This window comes from Enterobacter sp. Taxon_8 (genome assembly GCF_058354585.1).
The window spans coordinates 3,415,874-3,433,655 of sequence record NZ_CM177989.1 but is presented as its reverse complement, the minus strand read 5'-3'; the positions used below and the strand labels follow the sequence as shown (position 1 = coordinate 3,433,655).

Here is a 17,782-nt window from a genome sequence, read left to right as displayed (position 1 = left end):
AAAATGGCACAAAGTGATAATACCCACTCATTTAGTAGCACAAAACATTAAAAAACCGACCACACGGCCCGATTATTTCCAGTTAATATTCACCCGCTAAATACTTAGCAGCGTGTCTATTAAGGGAAAAATAATGACTATAAAAAAATCAGCGCTGGCGGCAACGATCGGCGCGGCAGTGGCATTGACTACCTTCGCTTCTCAGGCGGAAATCACGGTTCTTAAGCAGGATCCTCAGGCGGGTAACCCGCTGAGCCGCCTGAATTTCACCGTTGGCGGCAGCATTCGTCCTCAGTTCCAGAACATGACCGGCGACGACGGTAAAAACAGCTACAAGCGTAACGGTTTTGACGGCGGTACCCGCTTCCGTTTCGCTGCAGATTACTACCTGTTTGATGATATCAGCTGGGTAAGCTACTACGAGCTGGGCGTGAACTTCCCTGCAATGTTCAACTGGGATAACCACTACAGCGAGAGCGATCACGACACGACGCGTCGTATGCTCTACACCGGTCTCAAGAGCGACACCTGGGGTACGCTGACCTTCGGTCAACAGAACAGCGTTTACTATGATGTGGTGGGCGCGAAAACCGATGTCTGGGACTACGACATGATTGGTCAGGCGCCGGGTAACGGGATCAAAGGCGATTACGACGGTTCTTACCGTTCACGTAAAATGCTGAAATATAAGAAAACCGTGGGCGATGCTGACATTTATGCATCCTACCTGTTTGAAGACAGTGAATACCTGCCGGGCAACGGCCTGCGCTACAAGCGTAAAGGCGGCGGCTCGCTGGGCCTGGATTACCACCTGACTACCGACCTGACCTGGGGCGCCGCGTGGAACTACACCCGCGCCGACATGCGTAACCCGGACAACGGCGACAGCAAAACCTACGACCAGAACATTCTCGGTACCGCGCTGAGCTGGACCCCGGACAACTGGACCTTCTCCGCAGGCGGCGGCTGGTATCAGAACTTCCTGACCACCAAAAAAGTGTCTGTTAACGATTACTTTGCGGGCGACGCGTGGGGTATTGAGTACTTCGCCGGTTATAAATTCCCAGTCGGTCAGTACGCGGTTAAATCCATCCAGCCTTACTTCATGGGTGATCGCATTGAGTACGTGAACGGCCGTAACTACCAGCGCATCGACAACGGCGTGGGTATCAGCTTCCAGCTGGATTACGGTTTCCGCGTGGATTACGAACACGTGTTCACTTCCAGCACCGACAACCTGGGCGATATGAACCTGGTGCGTCTGCGTTACGACTTCTAAGCCGTCTGTTCCCCGGTGGCGCTGCGCTTACCGGGGCTACAAATGCACGTGTAGGCCGGGTGAGGCGTAGCCACCACCCGGCTTTTTTCAGCGATTAAGCCAGTCAGCGACCTCGCCGTACGTCCCGCGATAGACAATCTTCTCCACCTTTTTCTCCAGCTGATAGCCGTACATCGGGTCGTAATAGTCGTTCAGCAGCGGCGCAAGCCAGCTGAAGTGCGCGTCCGTGCGGCCAGATCGTTGCTGTTCCAACAGCGCGGAATCTAGCAGCGCGGTGAATTCCGCATACCGCTGCAGCCCCAGACGGCGGCGAATGGCGAACAGGCCGTGATGCAGGTACTCGCTGTATTCTTTCCATCCCGCTTCTTCACCGTAGGCCGCAGAAAAATCCGCCCACATATGGTCGAAATACTCTTCGCGCAGCCGTTCAAGACGGATCTCAAACGGATCCTCGACCACCACGATAGGGGCTTCAACCATGCGGTCGCGCAGGCACTCCGGCAGGTGGTTGGAGCCAATCATCCGGCCTTCGTCTTCCAGCACCCAGCGTGCGGCGTCTTTTTTCAGGAGCTCAGCCGCAAGGTGGTTTTCAAAGCTGGCCTGGGAAAGCTGCGGCGTGAGCGTGCGGCCAAACGACGAACCGCGATGGTGCGCCAGCCCTTCCAGATCGATACCCTGCGCGTGCTGCTTCACCAGCAGGGTTTTACCGTTCCCGGTACAGCCGCCAATAAGCACCATCGGCTTTTGCGACTGCTCAATGGTCACCTGAATCGCCGTCTGGCGCAGGGCCTTATAGCCGCCGCGGATCAGCGGGTAGTCGATACCCGCCTCTTTCAGCCAGGCCTGCGAGATATGCGAGCGCTGGCCGCCGCGCGCGCAGCAGAGAAAACCCTCAGGATGGGCAAGACTGGCTTCCCGCCAGGCGTTGATGCGTGCTTCACGCGTGTTGCCGTTCACCAGGCGATGGCCGAGCGCCAGCGCGGCCTCGGGGCCCTGGCGTTTATAGCAGGTGCCGACGGCCGCGCGCTCGTCGTCGTTCATTAAAGGCAGGTTGATCGCCGCAGGCATCGCGCCCTGGGCAAATTCGATCGGCGCGCGAACGTCGATTAAAGGGGTATCAGACGCGAGGATCGCGCGATAGTCCGTTCCATCGTTCATGGTTATTCCAGAAGAAAACTCAGCAGCAATGGGCGGGGATTTTACGCCGGGGAAGGGGAAGGTCAACTCCCCGGCGCAGATGTCTTACTTGAGCTTTGACTGTGCCCAGACAATACCGCTCGCGTATTCCGACGGCAGGAGAGGGATCATGGCTTCCAGGGTGGCGCTCAGGCGGCCCGTGTCGCTGTCGTTCAGGTTCAGGTGACCGACCTTACGACCCTCGCGAACCTCTTTGTCATACCAGTGCAGATGCACGAGCGGCAGCTTCAGCCAGTCGTAGTTCAGATCGGTGCCGATCAGGTTGATCATCACCGACGGGCTATTGACCACCGGCTGCGGCAGCGGCAGGTTGGTGATGGCGCGCAGGTGCAGTTCGAACTGGCTGATGGACGCGCCATTTTGCGTCCAGTGGCCGCTGTTGTGCACGCGCGGTGCCAGCTCGTTGATTAGCAGACCAGACGGCGTCACAAAACACTCCATCGCCATGACGCCCACGTAGCCCAGCTCGTGCATGATGGCAGAGAGCATCTCTTCCGCCTGCGCCTGCTGGTCAGCATTGGCGTGCGGGAAGGCGACGCTGGTGCGCAGAATGCCGTCCTGATGCAGGTTATGCGTCAGCGGATAAAACACCGTGCGGCCGTCATGCCCGCGCGCGCCAACCAGCGAGACTTCACCGCTGAAGTTAATGCCCTGCTCAACGATGCATTCGCCGTAGCAGTCGTCCGGCAGCTCGGCGGTGTCGTTTGCGCGCAGGCGCCACTGGCCGCGGCCATCGTAGCCGCCCACGCGGCGCTTCACGATCGCCAGCTCGCCCAGCATGGCGAAGACGTCGTTCCACTCGCTTTTATCGGACAGGAGCTGCCACGGTGCGGTCGGCAGACCGAGCTTGTCGAACAGCTGCTTTTGCGTCAGACGGTCGGCAATGATTGGGAACACGTCGCGGTTAACAAAGGCGTTGTGAAGCGCCAGCTCGCGGGTCAGAGCGGTCTCCGGCCAGCGTTCGATCTCGGCGGTGATCACGCTCTGGTGGAATGGGACGGCTTCCGGCTCGGCGTCCAGCCCGACGGGCCAGACGGCAATCCCCAGCGGTTCACCGGCCTGACGCAGCATGCGGCCTAACTGGCCATTACCGAGGACGCAAACCTGCTTCATGCCGCACCCCGCGGGTCTGGATTGTCCAGCACTTCGTCGGTCTGGGCTTTACGCCACTCCGCCAGACGCTGATGCAACGCTTTATCGTGTGTCGCCAGGATCTGCGCAGCCAGCAGGGCGGCATTGGCGGCACCCGCTTTACCAATCGCCAGCGTGCCGACAGGAATACCGCGCGGCATCTGGACGATGGAGTAGAGGCTATCCACACCGCTTAACGCGGCGCTTTGTACCGGGACGCCCAGAACCGGTACCAAGGTTTTGGCGGCAATCATGCCCGGCAGATGTGCTGCGCCGCCCGCGCCGGCAATGATCACCTCATAACCGTTCTCTTCGGCGCTTTCTGCGAAGCTGAACAGTTTGTCCGGCGTACGGTGCGCGGAGACCACTTCAACGTGGTGCGGAACATTCAGGATTTCAAAGATTTCGGCGGCGAACTGCATGGTAGCCCAGTCGCTTTTGGACCCCATCACGATGGCGACACGCGCCGGATTATTGCGGGAAGACATGCGTCTTAAAACTCCTGTGGTGCGAAACACACTGCTTTCGAGGGCACAGAGAATAGCATGTTATACGGGCAAGGAAAACGGTTGCGCGGTTAAATCTTGAACCGTTGTTGCCGTCAATTCATAACAAAACAGACCGCATTCTGGCGGTCTGTTTTCGTCGATGGGCAATCATTATTTCGTCAGTTCTGCGGTCATATAGACGCGGTTGTCGACCTTCGCGCTGGTGATTTTGTAAGACGCACCCTGTTCAGCAGCCTGTGCAGCGATTTTCGCTTCTGCGCGGTCAAGGGTAGAGGCAGTTGCGCTCACGCTTTGAGCGAAAGAACCGAAAGAAGCCAGAGAAAGAGCAGCAACTGCAACGAAAGTTTTGATGGATTTCATGGTCGTATTCCTTAAGTATTTTGTCTGGGATAGGGCGTTTTCCCTGATGTGATAAATAGTAGACCGACCACGGACTGATTAAAATCGAAACAATTTGCCGATATTGTTCAAAAAAATAGAATGATTTTTGAGGGGTTAAAACGGGAAAGCGATCAGCTCGACGCCCTCTGGCGTGACTTTGACCATGGAGCCTTCGGTGTGCCAGGCACCCAACACCACGCGATGGGCCGGTTCGCCGTTGGCGATAAGGGAATGGACGTCTGGACGATGGGTATGACCGTGGATCAACCACTGAACGTCATGCTTTTCCATCACGCTTACCACGGCCTGCGGATTCACGTCCATGATGGTCATGGATTTGCTGCTGTTGGCGGCTTTGCTGCCCGCACGCATTCTGGCAGCGATACGGTTGCGGATAAACAGCGGCAGGGCAAGGAACACCTTCTGGATCCACGGGGTGTGGACCTTGGCGCGAAACGCCAGGTAGCCGGTATCGTCGGTGCAGAGCGTGTCGCCGTGCATGATCAGGACCTTGCGGCCATAGAGATTGAGTACCCGTTCTTCCGGCAGCAGCGTCATGCCGCTTTCGCGGGCGTAGCGCTTGCCGATCAAGAAATCACGATTGCCGTGAATGAAGTAGCAGGGGACGCCGGAATCTACCAGCGCGTGAATGGCGGCTGCCATTTCACGGTGTAGCGGGTTAGGATCGTCGTCGCCAATCCAGGCTTCAAACAGGTCGCCCAGGATGTACAGCGCATCGGCGCTTTTCGCTTCACCGCGTAAAAAACGCAGAAAACCGGCGGTAATCGCCGGTTCTTCTGTTTGCAGATGCAGATCTGCAATAAAGAGTGTCGCCACCAATTACTCGCTGACGGTCACGCTTGTAATCACAACGTCTTCTTTAGGAACGTCCTGGTGCATACCGCTGCGGCCAGTAGCGACGGCTTTGATCTTGTCAACCACGTCCATACCTTCAACCACTTCTGCGAATACGCAGTAGCCCCAACCCTGCAGGCTTTCGCCGGAGAAGTTCAGGAAGTCGTTGTCAGCCACGTTAATGAAGAACTGCGCGGTAGCAGAGTGAGGCGCTTGAGTACGTGCCATCGCCAGCGTGCCGCGGGTGTTTTTCAGGCCGTTGTTCGCTTCGTTCTTGATCGGCTCTTTAGTGGCTTTCTGGTTCATGCCAGGTTCGAAACCGCCGCCCTGGATCATAAAACCGTTGATCACGCGGTGGAAAATGGTGTTGTTGTAGAAACCTTCGCGGCAGTAGTCCAGGAAGTTTTTAACTGTTTCAGGCGCTTTGTCATCAAAGGTTTTGATTACGATATCGCCATGATTAGTGTGGAAAGTAACCATTTTTGCATCCTGTTCCGTTATTGTGGTACGTCGACCCGCCTTCGGGTCATCTATAGGGGCTTGTTATAGCATAACCACAGGATGCGATCACCTTGCATTGTGTGCTGCTTCGGGTTTGAATTACGGGTAGAATAGCCGGTTTTCAACCACACACGTGTTTACATGGAATCTTCGATGTTAAAAATCTTTAATACAATGACGCGCCAAAAAGAGGAATTTAAACCTATCCATGCCGGGGAAGTTGGCATGTACGTGTGTGGTATTACGGTTTACGATCTCTGTCACATTGGCCATGGCCGTACCTTTGTCGCCTTCGACGTGGTGTCTCGCTACCTGCGTTTTCTGGGGTACAACCTGAAATACGTGCGCAACATCACCGACATCGACGATAAGATCATCAAGCGCGCCAATGAAAACGGCGAAAGCTTTGTCGCGCTGGTGGATCGCATGATCGCTGAGATGCACAAAGACTTCGACGCCCTGAATATTCTGCGTCCGGACAGCGAGCCGCGCGCGACCCACCATATTCACGAAATCATCGAGATCACCGAAAAGCTGATCGCCCGCGGTCATGCCTACGTTGCGGACAACGGCGACGTCATGTTCTCCGTGCCGACGGACCCCACCTACGGTGCGCTTTCCCGTCAGGATCTGGATCAGCTCCAGGCCGGTGCCCGCGTTGACGTGGTTGACGTGAAGCGTAACCCGATGGACTTCGTGCTGTGGAAAATGTCCAAAGAGGGCGAGCCAAGCTGGCCATCACCGTGGGGCGAAGGCCGTCCGGGCTGGCACATCGAATGTTCCGCGATGAACTGCAAACAGCTGGGCAAACACTTCGACATTCACGGCGGCGGTTCGGATCTGATGTTCCCGCACCATGAAAATGAAATCGCGCAGTCCACCTGCGCCCACGGCGGCGAGTACGTTAACTACTGGATGCACTCCGGGATGGTAATGGTTGACCGCGAGAAGATGTCTAAATCGCTGGGTAACTTCTTCACCGTGCGCGACGTGCTGAAGTACTACGACGCGGAAACCGTGCGCTACTTCCTGATGTCCGGCCACTATCGCAGCCAGCTGAACTACAGCGAAGAGAACCTGAAACAGGCACGCTCGGCGCTGGAGCGTCTGTATACCGCGCTGCGCGGTACCGACAGGTCTGTTCCTGCTGCTGGCGGCGAAGCGTTCGAAGCCCGCTTTGTTGAGGTGATGAACGACGACTTCAACACCCCGGAAGCGTACTCCGTGCTGTTCGACATGGCGCGCGAAGTAAACCGCCTGAAGTCAGAAGATATGGCGGCCGCGAATGCGCTGGCGTCCCATCTGCGTAAGCTCTCTTCCGTGCTTGGCCTGCTGGAGCAGGAGCCGGACGCGTTCCTGCAGAGCGGTGCGCAGGCAGATGACGGTGAAGTGGCGGAAATTGAAGCGTTGATCAAAGCGCGTCTGGAAGCGCGTCAGGCGAAAGACTGGGCGGCGGCAGATGCGGCGCGCAATCGTCTGACCGAGATGGGAATCATTCTGGAAGATGGCCCGCAGGGAACGACCTGGCGTCGTAAGTAAGTCTGTAACGCCCGGTGGCGCTCACGCTTGCCGGGCCTACAGGCAAAAGTAGGCCGGGTAAGTCGTAGCCGCCACCCGGCTTTTTTTTTACCTTCTTTTCCACCACAACATTCCCATCAGCACCACCCCCGGCAGCCACACCCACAGCAGTTCCGAGATAATGACCTCATGCCCGTACGGCGTGGTATAGCGCGACAGCTCAAACGGCGCCACCTTAATCACCTGCCACGGCGCAAAGAAGCGTTCATCAGACCACGGCCACAGCCAGCCGACGCCTTTCCCGCCCGTGGTAATCGAATCCAGCAGGCTGTGCGACAGCAGTGACACGGTTAAAAACAGCCAGCACCGCATCAGGCTGGTCCTGAACCAACGTCGTCCAGTCAGTACGCAAAGTATCGGCACCACGAAGGCAAAAAGCAGGGAGTGGGTAAAGCCGCGGTGGCCGAAAACATTGCCGTACGCGACACCAAACTTAAATGCCAGCACGTCGGCATCCGGAAGCATGGCGAGGATAATCCCGGCAAACAGCAGGCGGGGAGGAATCACTTTGGTTCCCAGGCCTAAGCCCAGGCAAAGCGGAACAGCGGCGTGCGTAATAACGGTAGGCATTGTGATTATCCATGGCAAATCATGGAAATATAGCAGTCATCCCGCGCTAAAAAACCTGTGCGAAATTCTGAATTTACGCTGACTCGCGAGCGATAAGCTGTCCGGAAAGCGTAATGCGCTGGGTTTGCAGCGTCGGCTCCTTCAGCGTGCGGATAATCAGCCCGGCCGCCTGACGCCCCGTCTCTTCGCTGGCGGACGAGACGTAGGTAAACGAGGGTGAGGTGAGGTTAACGTGGAGCATATCTTCGAAACCGACCAGCGCGACCTGCTGCGTCAGAAACACATCTTTACCCACCGTACGCCCGACCTGATGAATACCGGAGATGGAGCCGATCATGGCATCCGGCGAGTGGCAGAGCAGGGCGGTGATGGTGTTGTTTTTTTCCAGCAGCTGGCGGGTGGCGAAACCCGCGGCCAGCGTGTCATCGCTGCAGGCCGGAGAGTATTCATCGCGCCAGACCAGCCCGTTTTGCGCCATCGCGCTGCGAAAACCGAGCAGGCGCTGTTCGCGGATAAGGCAGCCTTCGCGTCCGCCAATGTAGGCAATATTGCGGTGACCGCGCTCGATAAGATAACGCACCGCCAGACTGGCCGCCTGTCGGTTATCGCGCATCACCAGATTGCATTTTTCATCCAGCAGCGACTGCGAGACCACCACCAGCGGCAGCGGGCAGCGGCGAATCTGTTCCGGCAGGGTAGACGTGCGGGTATCCGAGGCCAGATAGATCACCCCTGCGACGCCCTGCTGCTTAAACGACAGCAGGCAGCGCTCAAGATGGTCATGGTCGTTCTGGGGCTGACCGAGAAAAACCATATACCCCTGTTTTTCGAGATCCTGAACGATGCTCGCCATCACCTTGATGGAGAAACTGTCGCTAAAGTCACGGAGGATCAGGCCAATCAGGTTGGACGTATTGGCGCGGAGGTTGGCAGCGGCAACGTTATGAACATAGCCCAGCGTATTGATGGCAGCGTTGACCTTCTCGATCGTTGCCTCTGAGATTTTCCCTTTCTGGCGCAGCACCAGCGAGACGGTTGAGACCGACACGCCCGCGTGCTTTGCGACATCAATAATGCTGACTTTCTTCAAAACCGCTCCCTGAAATTTACCGATTATCAGCCAGATAAAACACGTCTCCCAGCGTACAGGAGACGTGTCGTTCAGGCATCTTATTATTTGCCGATCATGGTGGACATGGTCTGGGCGATAAACTGTGCTCTGGCACCGAAAATCACCTGAATACCGTTGTCGCCGACAAACACCACGCCGCGCGCGCCGAGTCCGTTCAGACCGTCTTTATCCACCACCTCGCTTTTTGTCACTTCCAGGCGAAGACGGGTGATACAGGCGCCGACGGAGTCGATGTTATGCGCCCCGCCCAGCAGGGTGATGATCTCTGTCGCGAGTTCGGAATCCGATTTCTCATCCGCGTTAGCGGTCACTTCAGTGCGGCCCGGCGTTTTCACGTCGAAACGACGGATCACAAAGCGGAACGTGAAGTAATAAATCAGGCCCATTGGAATGCCGATGATAATGGCGCTCAGGAAGTGGGTCTGGTAGCCGTTAAAGGACGGCAGGATCCCGAATGACAGATAGTCGATAAAGCCCGCGGAGAACGACTTGGCGATATGCGCATGCAGCAGGTACATGGTCATGTAGGCCAGGCCCGCCATGATGGCGTTAAAGACGTACAGGATCGGCGCCACGAAGATAAAGGTAAACTCAACCGGTTCGGTGATCCCCGTCAGGAAGCAGGTCAGCGCCGCGGAGAACAGAATACCGGCCGCGATTTTCTTATTCTTCGTATGGGCTTCGTGATACATCGCCAGGCATGCCGCAGGCAGCGCGAACAGCATCAGCGGGAATTCACCCTGCATGAACTTACCGGCGTTCTGGTAGGTGTCGCTGCTGAAGGATTTCACCCCTTCTTCCAGCATCTTGAACCAGATGGTCTGGTCGCCGTGGATCACCTGGCCTGCCTGGGTGGTGTAATCCCCAAACGAATACCAGAAGGACGGATACCAGATATGGTGCAGACCTAGCGGGATCAGCGCGCGCTCTACCAGACCGAAGATAAAGGTCGACGCCGCCTGATTATCACCGTTCACCACCACGGAGAGCGCGTCGATACCGGCCTGAATATGCTGCCAGACGTATGGCAGCAGCAGCCCCATCAGGAACGAGAGGAACGCCGTTGCAATCGCCACGAAGCGCTTGCCGGAGAAGAAGCCCAGGAATTCCGGAAGCTGCATGGTGTGGAAGCGGTTATAGCACCAGGCCGCGAGAATACCGCAGATCAGGCCGCCGAAGACGCCCATCTGCAGCGTTGGGATGCCGACCACCATGGCGTATTTCCCGCCCTGGGAGGCCATTTCCGGCGTGATGCTCAGCACGGTGCTGATGGTGATATTCGTGACAAACACCGAAACGGCCGCAGACAGCGCCGCAATACCGGATTCTGACGCCAGACCCACGGCGGAGCCAATGGCAAACAGCATCGGCAGGTTATCAAAAATAACCCCGCCCGCGTTCATCATCAGCGGCAGATGGAACTTATCGCCGAAGGCCAGCAGCAGGCCCGCAGCGGGAAGCAGTGAAATTGGCAGCATTAAGGCGCGACCAATCATCGATAACTTAGACAGCGATTTAACAAACCCTGATATCAGACTCATGCTGATTTCCCCCGAGTAGCGCTTTTTTTGGCGCTGTTATTGTAAGTAGAACGTTTTAGTAGAACGTTCTACTTATCGTGGGCAAAGAGTGAAAAACGCGCAACTGAATTTTCACTTTTCAACAGATGAAATAGTGATTATTTGAAGTGGATCGATAAATAACCGCGATGGGGGGGGAGGGGATTTTATATCCCCTCTCCCAGTGGGAGAGGGTTAGGGTGAGGGCATCAAACGGCTCAGGCCGTAACGGTTACGCTTTGCCCTTCAAAGCTCACGGTCTGGCCCGCGACAATCTTGCAGCGCTTGCGCGTTTCTACCACGCCGTCGACTTTTACCAGCCCGTCGGCGATAACGATTTTCGCCTGTGCGCCGCTTTCGCTCCAGCCTTCCAGCTTGAGCAGGTCGCACAGCTCAACGTGCGGATGTTTACCTAATGAAAAAGTCGCCATCTTACGCGTCCTCTACGTCGTGATATTCTTCGCACGCCTGCAGCGTATTCTGAATCAGCGTTGCTACGGTCATCGGGCCTACGCCGCCCGGTACTGGGGTAATGTAAGACGCGCGCGCGGCGGCATCTTCATACACCACGTCGCCGACCACTTTGCCGTTTTCCAGACGGTTAATTCCGACGTCCACGACAATCGCACCCTCTTTAATCCACTCGCCAGGAATAAAGCCTGGCTTGCCGACCGCAACGATCAGCAGATCGGCGTTCTCAACGTGGTGGCGCAGGTTTTTAGTGAAGCGGTGGGTGACGGTGGTGGTGCAGCCGGCCAGCAGCAGCTCCATGCTCATCGGACGGCCCACGATGTTGGACGCGCCGATGACCACGGCATTCAGACCGTAGGTGTCGATATTATAACGCTCAAGCAGCGTCACGATACCGCGCGGCGTGCACGGGCGCAGACGCGGCGCGCGCTGGCACAGGCGGCCAACGTTGTAAGGATGGAAGCCGTCCACGTCTTTATCCGGTGCGATACGCTCCAGCACCTTCACGTTGTCGATACCGGCGGGCAGCGGCAGCTGAACCAGAATACCGTCGATCTCTTTATCGGCATTCAGAGTGTCAATAAGTTCCAGCAGTTCTGCTTCGCTGGTGGTTTCCGGCAAATCGTAAGAGCGGGAGACGAACCCCACCTCTTCACACGCTTTGCGCTTGCTGCCGACATAAATCTGCGATGCCGGGTTACTGCCAACCAGCACAACGGCCAGCCCGGGGGCGCGTTTTCCGGCCGCTTTACGCGCCTTCACTTTTTCCGCGACCTCAGAGCGCACCTGCTGCGCAATCGTTTTACCGTCAATAATCTTTGCTGCCATCAGAGAGAAGATTCCGTCTGTAACGTTTGAAAGGGGGGATGGCGTGTATTTTGTCAGAAGCGAGCGTCGCTGTCAGTCACCCTTTACGCGTTTTTATCAGCGTGACGCAAAAACCCTTCTTAAGGGATGGTCAATTTCTTAGGCGGGATTAGGATGTGACCTGGCGAAATGGCAGCGTTTTGACATATTTAAAAATCACCTCCTGAGCTACTTTGTCTCCTCCGAAATAAGCTTTCAATTACTCAATTGAACGTATTTCTTATTCCCGATTTTTCGCGGGAAGGGTTATTTACATTTTAAAGGAATAGACATGAAACTCAGCAACATTGCTTCTACTGTTATTGCAACTTTGGCCCTGGTTGCGGGTGCCGCAAATGCAGCGGATCCTGCTGCGCCGGTTTCCGTAAATGGCGGTACCGTACATTTTAAAGGTGAGCTGGTTAATGCGGCTTGTTCAGTAAATACTGATTCTTCCGAGCAGACCGTTAATCTGGGTCAGTATCGTACCGCGAAATTCACCAAAGTGGGCGACACCACCTCTAATATTCCGTTCAACATTGAACTGAACGATTGCGATCCGCTGGTGGCCAAAACCGCAGCCGTTGCGTTCACCGGTCAGATCGACCCAACCGACAAAACCCTGCTGGCCGTCACCTCCGGTAACAACGACAACACCGCGAAAGGCGTGGGTATCGAGATCCTCGACAGCAAATCCAGCGTTCTGACCCCAGACGGCGCGACCTTCTCTGCTGCGCAGACGCTGATCGAAGGGACCAACACCCTGAAGTTCACCGCGCGTTACAAATCAACGGCTGCCACCACTGAGCCAGGTCAGGCGAACGCTGACGCCACCTTCGTAATGAAATACGAGTAATTCCTCCGCACAGGGATGTTCAGGCCTCAGGGACGAGGCCCGTCATACGCTAATGCCAGGAACGAAGGATGACAAGGACTGGAACACTACTGCTGTTAACCCTTGCGATGGCTTGCCCGGCATCGGCGCATACCGTGGTGATCGAAGGCGGCAAGGTTCATCTCAGAGGTGAACTGGTGAACGGCGGCTGCGCCGTGGCGCCCGACAGCCAGAATATGCGCATCGACATGGGCCAGTACCGAACCAATTCATTTTCCGGCGTGGGCAGTTTTTCCACGGTGAATGTGCCTTTCACCGTACGGCTGCTGGACTGCAGCGTTGATGTTTCGCGCACCGTGGGGATCCAGTTTCAGGGCGTCACACCCGCAGAGGATCCGCAGGTCTTTCTGGCGACATCGCGGCCGGGTGAAACACCCGTCAGCAGCGGCGTCGGGCTGGCGCTCTTTGACGAACAGCAACGTCAGATAATCCCAAACGCTACGGCCGTCAGCTGGCTGCCTGTCGATACCCGCGAGCTCGCGTTCCATTTTAGCGCCCGCTATCGGGCTATTTCCGAACATCTCGAGCCAGGCAAAATTCAGTCGGATGTCTGGTTTACGTTGATTTATCCGTAACACCTGCGAACACATTATTAAAGGTACGGTTGTGATGAATACCCTAATTAAACCAGGACTTTTTTTATCGTTTATTTTGATGATGGTTTCTGCATGCGCAAATGCATCCGGCGGTATTGCACTGGGGGCCACGCGCGTTATTTATCCGGCAGAGGCGAAGCAAACGTCGCTGGCGATCACCAACAGCAACAAACAGGAACGTTATTTAATTAACGCGTGGATCGAAAATGCGAGCGGGCAAAAAGAAAAAACGTTTGCCGTCACTCCGCCCCTGTTTGTTAGCGAGCCGAACAGCGAAAACACGCTGCGTATTATTTACGCCGGGCCGGCGCTGCCTGCCGATCGCGAATCGCTCTTTTACATGAACGTGAAGGCGATCCCGTCGGTGAACAAAGCGAAAACGGAAAACAATAACGTGTTGCAGCTGGCTATCCTTTCACGCATCAAGCTGTTTGTGCGCCCGAACAACCTGGCGATGCAGCCGGAAGAGGCGCTTTCCCAGCTGCGGTTTGAGCGCACGGGCAACCATCTCAAAGTCAGCAACGCGTCGCCGTATTATATCACGCTCGTTAATCTGAAGCTGGGCGGGCAGACGCTGGACAACCTGATGGTTGCGCCGAAAAGTTCGTCTCAGCAGGTGCTGCCAGCCGGTGCCAGCGGTACGCTTTCCTGGCAGAGCGTGAATGACTACGGTGCCATCACCCCGGCGCGTAGCGTCAACCTGTGAGCAGAGTCAGGGCGATGAAAAACCACCAGGGACGTTACTGCCCGGTTGCGCTGGCGCTGATGGCTGCGCTCTGGCCGCAGGCTGGCTGGAGCGAAAGTTATTTCAACCCGGCCTTTTTGTCCGACGATACCGCCAGCGTGGCGGATTTGTCGCGTTTTGAACAGGGACACCAGCAGGCACCCGGCGTTTATCGCGTGGATATCTGGCGTAACGATGAGTTTATCGGTACCCAGGACGTGCGTTTTGAGCAGGCAGAGAACACGCCGCCGGTGGCGGGCGGTTTGTCGGCGTGCATTACGCGCGCGATGCTCGATCGCTTTGGCGTCAACGTCGCGGCGTTTCCCGAGCTGGCTAAGGTGCAGGGCGAGACCTGCGTTCCGCTGACCACGGCCATACCCGGCAGCGAAACGGTATTCAACTTTGCCTCGCAGCGTCTGGACGTCAGCCTGCCGCAGGTGGCTTTGCAAAACAGCGCCCGGGGCTATATTCCGCCTGAACAGTGGGATGAAGGTATCCCTGCCGCACTGGTGAACTACAGCTTCTCCGGTAACCGGGGAAGCGAAGACGACAGCTATTACCTCAACCTGCAAAGCGGATTGAACTATGGCGCCTGGCGTTTACGTAACAACGGCGCATGGCGGTACACGGAGAATAACGGGCAGCGGCACAGCGAGTGGCAGAATATTGGCACCTGGGCGCAGCGCACCGTCATCCCGCTGAAAAGTGAACTGGTGCTGGGCGACAGCAATACCGGGAATGACGTCTTCGACAGCATGGGTTTTCGCGGCGGGCGGCTTTTCTCGTCTGACAGCATGTACCCGGACAGCCTGCAGGGCTACGCGCCGACCGTGCGCGGGATCGCCCGTACGCCCGCCAAAGTGGTCGTTCGACAGAATGGCTACGTTATCTATCAAAGCTATGTGCAGCCGGGCGCATTCGCCATCACCGATCTTAACCCCACCTCCTCAAGCGGTGACCTGGAAGTCACGGTCGAAGAGAAAGACGGCACCCAGCAGCGCTATACCGTGCCGTACTCCACCGTGCCGCTTCTGCAGCGTGAAGGGCGCTGGAAGTATGACCTCGTGGCGGGGGATTACCGCAGCGGTAACAGCGATCAGGATACGCCATTCTTCACCCAGGGAACCCTGATTACCGGTCTCGCCAACGGTTACACGCTCTACGGCGGAACTCAGCTGGCATCGCGCTATACCGCGGTGGCCGTCGGGGCCGGAAAAAACCTGGGCGACTGGGGCGCGGTCTCGCTCGATATCACCCACGCCCGCAGCCAGCTCGCGGACGACAGCAAGCATGAAGGGCAGTCTCTGCGCTTCCTCTACGCGAAATCCCTTAACGGCTTCGGCACCAACTTCCAGCTGCTGGGCTACCGCTACTCCACAAAAGGGTTTTACACCCTTGACGATGTGGCCTGGCGCTCAATGGAGGGCTATCAGTATGCCGATAGCAAGAACGATAACGATGTGCCGGACGTGCAGAGTTATCACAACCTGACGTGGAATAAAAAAGGTCGCTTCCAGCTCAACGTTTCTCAGTCGCTGGGGGACTATGGCTCGGTCTATATCTCCGGTAGCGAGCAGACCTACTGGGGAACAGACGAGACGAATCTCTGGTACCAGCTGGGCTACGCGGGAGGCATGAAGGGGATCAACTACTCCGTCTCGTGGTCGTGGAACAAATCCGTCGGGATCGACGGCACCGACCGCATCGCGTCGTTTAACGTCTCCGTGCCGTTCAGTATCTTTACCCGTCAGGGCTATCGCCGGGACAGCGCGATTGACCGCGCCTACGCTACGGCATCCGCCAGCCGGAACAGCGATGGCGACACTAGCTGGCAAACCGGCGTCAGCGGCACGCTGCTGGAAGACCGCAACCTGAACTACAGCGTGACCCAGGGACACACCAGCACCAACGGCTCAAGCGGAAGCGCCAGCGCCAACTGGCAGGCGACCTACGGCACATTGGGCGTCGGCTACAACTACAGCGACGATCAGCACGATCTCAACTGGCAGCTCTCCGGCGGGGTGGTCGGCCACGCCGATGGCGTGACCTTCAGCCAGCCGTTGGGGGACACCAACGTGCTGATCAAAGCTCCGGGGGCATCTGGCGTCAGCGTGGAAAACCAGACCGGCGTGAGAACCGACTGGCGTGGTTACGCGGTGATGCCGTATGCCACTGTCTACCGCTACAACCGTGTGGCGCTGGATACCAACACCATGAGCAACAACACCGATATCGAAAACAACGTGAGCAGCGTGGTGCCGACCAAAGGCGCGCTGGTGCGCGCCAGCTTTGATACCCGCATCGGCGTGCGCGCCCTGCTGACGGTGATGCGCGGCAACCAGCCGGTGCCGTTCGGCGCGGTGGTTCGCGAAAACCGAAGCGGCGTGACCAGCATGGTGGGGGATGACGGGCAAATTTACCTGAGCGGGCTGCCGCTGGAAGGCGAACTGCTGATCCAGTGGGGCGACGGGGCGCAGTCCCAGTGTCGCGCGCCTTATAGCTTGCCTGAAAAGAGCCTGCAACAGGCAATCACACTTAAGGGGATCGGCTGTGATTAAAACTCAAATCTTTGCTTTGTCGCTTCTGGCGTTACTGCCTGCGACAAACGCATTAGCGACCGTGTGCGTCAATGAAAAAGGCGTGCCGACGGAAGTGCATTACGATCTGACGGATAAATTCAACAGCTCGAATAACCAGATCGGACAGGTCGTGACGCTCAGCGAGAAGTCGCAGTGGGTAGGGGTCAATGCCGTCTGCCCGAAGGGCACCGTCGGGAATACCACCAAGCGTAGCTATGTGACCGATTATCAGGTAACGGGAACGAGCGATGGCTATCAGTATCTGAAGCTGAACGACTATCTGGACGGGGCCATGAAAATCACGGACAGCTATGCTGGCGTGTTTTATCCGCCTAAAAGCTATATCCAGATGGGGAGCCATCCTAACGTCTCCAAAAACAAACCGTTTGGCGTTCAGGACTCCAGCCTTGTCTTCCGCCTTAAGGTGACCCGGCGTTTTATTAACATGGTCGTTATCCCGCGCGCCACCATGTTCCGCGTCTACGTCACCACCACCTCCTCGGATCCGCTCACCACGCCGGTCTATACCATTAGCTACAGCGGAACCATTCAGGTGCCGCAAAGCTGCGCCATTAATGCCGGTAACGTGGTGGAATTTGATTTCGGCGACATTGGCGCCTCCCTGTTCAGCAAGGCGGGCGTAGGTAACAAACCGGAGGGCGTCTCATCGCAGAGTAAAACCATCGCCATTAAATGCACCAACGTAGAGGCGAACGCCATGCTGACGATGCGCGTCGAGGCGGAAAAAGTCTCTGATAATGTGCTGGTGTCGGATAACCCGGATGTGGGATTCATCATTGCTAATCAGAGCGGGGCGCCGCTGACGCCTAACAACCTGACAAGTAAAATTCCGTTCCGCCTTGACGACAGTGCGCAGGCGCAGGTGGGGATCCGAGTCTGGCCGGTGAGCGTGACGGGCAATAAGCCTGCGGAAGGGCGCTTCACCTCGCGCGGGTATTTGCGCGTGGATTACGATTAA

The 17,782-nt window shown here is 56.8% G+C and carries 18 protein-coding genes; 7 read left to right on the top strand and 11 right to left on the bottom strand.

Features of this window, described 5'->3' with window-relative positions:
• Nucleotides 1-133 precede the first annotated feature (133 nt).
• The gene (locus tag AC4IBF_RS16385) at nt 134-1,279 is read left to right on the top strand and encodes a porin (protein WP_133293916.1); all 1,146 of its coding nucleotides are present in this window, start codon (nt 134-136) and stop codon (nt 1,277-1,279) included.
• 87 nt (nt 1,280-1,366) lie between these two features.
• Here AC4IBF_RS16385 and mnmH read toward each other — a convergent pair whose 3' ends face one another.
• The 6 genes from mnmH to ppiB form a co-directional block, all read right to left on the bottom strand.
• Entirely contained in the window at nt 1,367-2,437 is a 1,071-nt protein-coding gene (mnmH, locus tag AC4IBF_RS16380; RefSeq protein ID WP_133293917.1) for a tRNA 2-selenouridine(34) synthase MnmH, read from the bottom strand.
• Between the two features lie 84 nt (nt 2,438-2,521).
• Nucleotides 2,522-3,589 carry a 5-(carboxyamino)imidazole ribonucleotide synthase gene (purK, locus tag AC4IBF_RS16375; RefSeq protein ID WP_133293918.1) on the bottom strand — a complete coding sequence of 356 codons (1,068 nt, stop codon included), beginning with the start codon at nt 3,587-3,589 and terminating at the stop codon, nt 2,522-2,524.
• A complete protein-coding gene (purE, locus tag AC4IBF_RS16370) occupies nt 3,586-4,095 on the bottom strand; it encodes a 5-(carboxyamino)imidazole ribonucleotide mutase (protein ID WP_014882834.1) in 510 nt (169 codons plus the stop codon). Before purE ends, purK begins: the two co-directional genes overlap by 4 nt.
• A 171-nt stretch (nt 4,096-4,266) precedes the next feature.
• Nucleotides 4,267-4,476, bottom strand: coding sequence for a YdgH/BhsA/McbA-like domain containing protein (locus AC4IBF_RS16365; RefSeq protein WP_111963370.1), 210 nt, complete (start codon nt 4,474-4,476; stop codon nt 4,267-4,269).
• A gap of 135 nt (nt 4,477-4,611) precedes the next feature.
• The gene (gene lpxH, locus AC4IBF_RS16360; protein WP_133293919.1) at nt 4,612-5,334 is read right to left on the bottom strand and encodes a UDP-2,3-diacylglucosamine diphosphatase; all 723 of its coding nucleotides are present in this window, start codon (nt 5,332-5,334) and stop codon (nt 4,612-4,614) included.
• A gap of 3 nt (nt 5,335-5,337) precedes the next feature.
• On the bottom strand, nt 5,338-5,832 hold the full coding sequence (gene ppiB / locus AC4IBF_RS16355; RefSeq protein ID WP_127729840.1) for a peptidylprolyl isomerase B: 495 nt from the start codon (nt 5,830-5,832) through the stop codon (nt 5,338-5,340).
• Nucleotides 5,833-6,006: 174 nt separating this feature from the next.
• Here ppiB and cysS point away from each other — a divergent pair, with 174 nt between their 5' ends.
• The gene (cysS, locus tag AC4IBF_RS16350) at nt 6,007-7,392 is read left to right on the top strand and encodes a cysteine--tRNA ligase (protein WP_143344779.1); all 1,386 of its coding nucleotides are present in this window, start codon (nt 6,007-6,009) and stop codon (nt 7,390-7,392) included.
• 87 nt (nt 7,393-7,479) lie between these two features.
• Here the strand turns inward: cysS and AC4IBF_RS16345 are convergent, their stop codons facing one another.
• The 5 genes from AC4IBF_RS16345 to folD form a co-directional block, all read right to left on the bottom strand.
• A complete protein-coding gene (locus AC4IBF_RS16345) occupies nt 7,480-8,001 on the bottom strand; it encodes a metal-dependent hydrolase (RefSeq protein WP_367897110.1) in 522 nt (173 codons plus the stop codon).
• A gap of 73 nt (nt 8,002-8,074) precedes the next feature.
• Nucleotides 8,075-9,091, bottom strand: coding sequence for a Mal regulon transcriptional regulator MalI (gene malI / locus AC4IBF_RS16340; protein WP_115874396.1), 1,017 nt, complete (start codon nt 9,089-9,091; stop codon nt 8,075-8,077).
• Nucleotides 9,092-9,174: 83 nt separating this feature from the next.
• Nucleotides 9,175-10,674, bottom strand: a complete 1,500-nt coding sequence (locus tag AC4IBF_RS16335; RefSeq protein ID WP_024906880.1) for a PTS transporter subunit EIIC — start codon at nt 10,672-10,674, stop codon at nt 9,175-9,177.
• A gap of 236 nt (nt 10,675-10,910) precedes the next feature.
• On the bottom strand, nt 10,911-11,123 hold the full coding sequence (ybcJ, locus tag AC4IBF_RS16330) for a ribosome-associated protein YbcJ (RefSeq protein ID WP_023334767.1): 213 nt from the start codon (nt 11,121-11,123) through the stop codon (nt 10,911-10,913).
• 1 nt (nt 11,124) lies between these two features.
• Nucleotides 11,125-11,991 (bottom strand): bifunctional methylenetetrahydrofolate dehydrogenase/methenyltetrahydrofolate cyclohydrolase FolD, encoded by an 867-nt coding sequence (folD, locus tag AC4IBF_RS16325; RefSeq protein ID WP_008499332.1) that lies wholly within the window; start codon nt 11,989-11,991, stop codon nt 11,125-11,127.
• Between the two features lie 310 nt (nt 11,992-12,301).
• On the opposite strand from folD, the gene fimA reads away from it, so the two are divergent.
• The 5 genes from fimA (at nt 12,302) to fimH (ending at nt 17,782) form a co-directional block, all read left to right on the top strand.
• Nucleotides 12,302-12,865, top strand: a complete 564-nt coding sequence (fimA, locus tag AC4IBF_RS16320) for a type 1 fimbrial major subunit FimA (RefSeq protein ID WP_023310641.1) — start codon at nt 12,302-12,304, stop codon at nt 12,863-12,865.
• Between the two features lie 68 nt (nt 12,866-12,933).
• The gene (gene fimI / locus AC4IBF_RS16315; RefSeq protein ID WP_133293923.1) at nt 12,934-13,479 is read left to right on the top strand and encodes a type 1 fimbrial protein subunit FimI; all 546 of its coding nucleotides are present in this window, start codon (nt 12,934-12,936) and stop codon (nt 13,477-13,479) included.
• Between the two features lie 34 nt (nt 13,480-13,513).
• Complete coding sequence (gene fimC, locus AC4IBF_RS16310; protein WP_127729854.1) at nt 13,514-14,206, top strand: type 1 fimbria chaperone FimC; 693 nt, start codon at nt 13,514-13,516, stop codon at nt 14,204-14,206.
• A gap of 14 nt (nt 14,207-14,220) precedes the next feature.
• On the top strand, nt 14,221-16,782 hold the full coding sequence (locus AC4IBF_RS16305) for a fimbrial biogenesis usher protein (protein ID WP_143344780.1): 2,562 nt from the start codon (nt 14,221-14,223) through the stop codon (nt 16,780-16,782).
• Nucleotides 16,775-17,782 (top strand): type 1 fimbria D-mannose specific adhesin FimH, encoded by a 1,008-nt coding sequence (fimH, locus tag AC4IBF_RS16300; RefSeq protein WP_115874401.1) that lies wholly within the window; start codon nt 16,775-16,777, stop codon nt 17,780-17,782. The genes AC4IBF_RS16305 and fimH overlap by 8 nt, the downstream gene beginning before the upstream one ends.

Coding starts and splice junctions, on each gene's coding strand:
- AC4IBF_RS16385 (WP_133293916.1), top strand. CDS start 134: ATGACTATAAAAAAATCAGCGCTGGCGGCAACGATCGGCGCGGCAGTG.
- mnmH (WP_133293917.1), bottom strand. CDS start 2,437: ATGAACGATGGAACGGACTATCGCGCGATCCTCGCGTCTGATACCCCT.
- purK (WP_133293918.1), bottom strand. CDS start 3,589: ATGAAGCAGGTTTGCGTCCTCGGTAATGGCCAGTTAGGCCGCATGCTG.
- purE (WP_014882834.1), bottom strand. CDS start 4,095: ATGTCTTCCCGCAATAATCCGGCGCGTGTCGCCATCGTGATGGGGTCC.
- AC4IBF_RS16365 (WP_111963370.1), bottom strand. CDS start 4,476: ATGAAATCCATCAAAACTTTCGTTGCAGTTGCTGCTCTTTCTCTGGCT.
- ppiB (WP_127729840.1), bottom strand. CDS start 5,832: ATGGTTACTTTCCACACTAATCATGGCGATATCGTAATCAAAACCTTT.
- cysS (WP_143344779.1), top strand. CDS start 6,007: ATGTTAAAAATCTTTAATACAATGACGCGCCAAAAAGAGGAATTTAAA.
- AC4IBF_RS16345 (WP_367897110.1), bottom strand. CDS start 8,001: ATGCCTACCGTTATTACGCACGCCGCTGTTCCGCTTTGCCTGGGCTTA.
- AC4IBF_RS16335 (WP_024906880.1), bottom strand. CDS start 10,674: ATGAGTCTGATATCAGGGTTTGTTAAATCGCTGTCTAAGTTATCGATG.
- ybcJ (WP_023334767.1), bottom strand. CDS start 11,123: ATGGCGACTTTTTCATTAGGTAAACATCCGCACGTTGAGCTGTGCGAC.
- folD (WP_008499332.1), bottom strand. CDS start 11,991: ATGGCAGCAAAGATTATTGACGGTAAAACGATTGCGCAGCAGGTGCGC.
- fimA (WP_023310641.1), top strand. CDS start 12,302: ATGAAACTCAGCAACATTGCTTCTACTGTTATTGCAACTTTGGCCCTG.
- fimI (WP_133293923.1), top strand. CDS start 12,934: ATGACAAGGACTGGAACACTACTGCTGTTAACCCTTGCGATGGCTTGC.
- fimC (WP_127729854.1), top strand. CDS start 13,514: ATGAATACCCTAATTAAACCAGGACTTTTTTTATCGTTTATTTTGATG.
- AC4IBF_RS16305 (WP_143344780.1), top strand. CDS start 14,221: ATGAAAAACCACCAGGGACGTTACTGCCCGGTTGCGCTGGCGCTGATG.